This is a genomic window from Halochromatium sp., from assembly GCF_054919635.1.
Map to the genome: position 1 here is coordinate 1 of NZ_JBUDPI010000412.1, position 3014 is coordinate 3014.

Annotated in this window: 3 protein-coding genes; 2 read left to right on the forward strand and 1 reads right to left on the reverse strand. The window is 61.5% G+C overall.

Going from position 1 to position 3014, the window contains the following annotated elements:
• Positions 1 to 738, forward strand: a 738-nt coding sequence (locus tag ACY693_RS17485) for a glycosyltransferase (protein WP_462323089.1), incomplete at its 5' end; no start/stop codon positions are given.
• Positions 731 to 1942 (forward strand): glycosyltransferase, encoded by a 1212-nt coding sequence (locus ACY693_RS17490; protein ID WP_462323090.1) that lies wholly within the window; start codon positions 731 to 733, stop codon positions 1940 to 1942. The genes ACY693_RS17485 and ACY693_RS17490, both read left to right, overlap by 8 nt.
• Before the next feature lie 68 nt (positions 1943 to 2010).
• Here ACY693_RS17490 and ACY693_RS17495 read toward each other — a convergent pair whose 3' ends face one another.
• Positions 2011 to 3006, reverse strand: a complete 996-nt coding sequence (locus tag ACY693_RS17495; protein WP_462323091.1) for an HlyD family type I secretion periplasmic adaptor subunit — start codon at positions 3004 to 3006, stop codon at positions 2011 to 2013.
• Positions 3007 to 3014: the final 8 nt, after the last annotated feature.

Genomic DNA, 3014 nt, shown 5'->3' on the forward strand with positions numbered 1-3014 from the left:
CAGGAAGACTACGCGGCCCGCCTACCTGCCCTGGCACGCCCGGCACTGAGCCTGGTCGCAGCCGGCATGCGCTATCGCTACCAGAAGGCGCTGTCGAGGATGGACCTGATCATCGCCAACTCGGAGAATATACGCTCTCGGCTCCAGCGTTATCTCGGTCAGGAGGCCCGTGTCATCCATCCTGCCTGTGACCTCACCGGCCATCACTGGCAAGGACAAGGCGACTACTATCTCTCGACCGCGCGACTGGAGGCCTACAAACGCATCGACCTGCTCATCGAAGCCTTCCGGCAGATGCCAGCGCAGCAGCTTTGCATCGCCTCAGGCGGTCGTGATGAGCGCCGGCTCAGACGCCTGGCCGAGGGCGCAAGCAATATCCGGTTCACCGGCTGGCTTGATGGGCAGGGTTTGCGAAACCTGGTCGGCAACTGCATCGCCACGCTCTATATCGCAAAGGACGAGGACTTTGGTATGTCGCCAGTCGAATCCATGGCTGCAGGCAAACCGGTGATCGGCGTGGCCGAAGGCGGACTCCTAGAAACAGTGCGCGATGGCGAGACCGGGCGTTTACTCCCACCACCGCCGCATCCTCAACAGGTCATCGAAGCAGTGCGCTGGATGACCCCCGAGCGGGCTCTGTGGATGCGTCCCGCTTGCGAACAACGTGCCGAACGCTTTACCAAGGCCCGTTTTGCCCAGCGTATGCAAGACGCCGTGGCTGAGTTGACGCATGACTGAGCTCACCTCGAGAACGCCGTTGGCGCCTGAGATCAAGAGTGCTGCAGCAGACGTCGGCCGGCAAACGGAGGAACGCCCTTTGCGCGTGCTACAGGTCTATCGCACCTACTTCCCCGACCCTCAGGGGGGCCTGCAGGAAGCCATTCGTCAGGGCTGTCTTGCTACCCGGCCCTTGGGCATTCAGCACCGCATCTTCACGCTGAGTCCAACGGCAACGCCGCAGATCATCCGTCGTCCGGAACGCTCCGTCGATCGAGCCCATCAACACCTCGAGATCAACTCGTCGGGCTTTTCCCTCTCGGCCGTCGCGCCGTTTCGGGCGTTGGTAGCATGGGCCGATGTGGTGCATTACCACTTCCCCTGGCCATTCGCGGATCTACTCGACCTCCTCGCCCAGGTCCGCAAGCCCAAGGTTGTTACCTATCACTCCGACATCGTCCGCCAGCGTGGGCTGCTGCAGCTCTATCGGCCCTTGATGCAACGCTTTCTTGGCAGCGCTGATCGCATCATTGCGACCTCGCCGGCCTATGCCGACTCGAGCAAGATCCTCGAGGGCTATCGCGGCAAGCTCGAGATCATTCCCCTCGCGCTTGATGAACGGGCGGACCCTGAGCCAACGGCAGCCTTGACAGAGTCCATCAGCACCCGTTTTGGGCAAGATTACTTCCTGTTCATTGGTGTATTGCGCTACTACAAGGGTCTCGACACCCTGCTTCAAGCCGTCAAGGGTGCAGCACTCAAGGTCGTCATCGCTGGCGACGGCCCCGAGGGTTCGCGGCTGCAGCAGTGGGCCCGTCAGCGCTCACTCAGCAACGTGCACTTTGCTGGCATCGTCAGTGATGCCGAGAAGGTCGCTTTGATCCGCAACTGCCGAGCAATCGTCTTTCCGTCCAACGCACGCTCCGAGGCGTTCGGCATCACCCTGCTTGAGGGGGCGATGCTAGGACGCCCTCTCATCTGCACCGAGCTTGGTACCGGCACCACCTACATCAATCAGCACGATCAGACCGGCCTCGTGATCAGACCCAACGAACCCAGCGCGCTGCGCGATGCCATGCTCCAGCTCAGTGCTGACCCTGAGTATGCAAACCATCTCGGCCAAGCTGGCCGTCAGCGTTTTCAACGGCTGTTTTCGTCACAGGTGCTTGGCACCCGCCTTGCGGGGCTTTACCGACAGCTCGCTCGCAAGGCCCCGCAAGCCTGAGCGCTGAGGGGCCTAGGACGAGCAGGCGCGAGGCAAAGCGATGAAAGGAGAGCGGAGCAGGTCCCTGATCATTCTTCTCGAAGCGCCGTCGCTAGCCGATCGGTGAGGGGTTTCGTCAAGTAGGCTAGCAGGGTGCGCGAGCCGGTCTTGATCATCACATCAGCCGGCATGCCGGGCAGTAAGGTCCGTCCCTGCAGCGACTCCATGCCATCCTCGCTGACCCGGATACGGGCCAGGAAATAGGGCTGCCCAGTATTCTCATCGGTCAAACGATCACCGGAAACGGTCAACACCTGGCCCGGCACCGTGGGCGTGTCGGCCTGATTGAACGCCGTGAACCGGATCTCCGCATCCAGCCCTGGAAAGACCCGATCAATGTCTTGCGGCGACACCCGCGCCTCCACGATCAGCTGCTCACCCTGCGGCACGATCCCCAGGATACGTTGGCGCGGCTCGACAATGCCGCCTTTGGTATGCACCGTGAGCCCAACCACCGAGCCAGATACCGGCGCGCGGATCTCCGTCCGCTTAACGGTGTCGCTAAGCGCCTGAATCCGTTCTTTGAGATCGGCGATCTCCGGCTGAACCTGCTGCAGGCGCTCGGCCACCTCAGTGTCAAAGTCCCGCGTCAGCTGCACGATCTGCAGCTCGGTCTCGATGATCTTGACCTTACTGCCGGCAAGACTTGCCTCATGCTGACTCTTCTCACCCAGCACCTCGGCCTCCAGGCGCTCATACTCGCGCAGGCGCGAGTTGTCACTGAAGCCCTTGTCGAACAGTTGCTTCAACGCACCAATCTCTTGGCGATAAAGAGATGCCCGCTGGCCCCAGTTTTCCGCGAGCGACTCATAACCGCGAATCTGCTCCCGCAACTGTTCGATACGCTTGCCAAGCACCTCCTTTTCATTGTGCAGCGCAGTCTGTCGGTTCTCGAACAGCCGCTCTTGCCCAGCAACCGCATCCTTCACGCGGGGGTCATCGAGCTGATCCGTCAACTCTTTGGGAAAGCTGATCTGATCAGCGCCGTCGCGCTCAGCCACCAGACGCGCGTCTTCGGCTAGCAGCGCCTAGT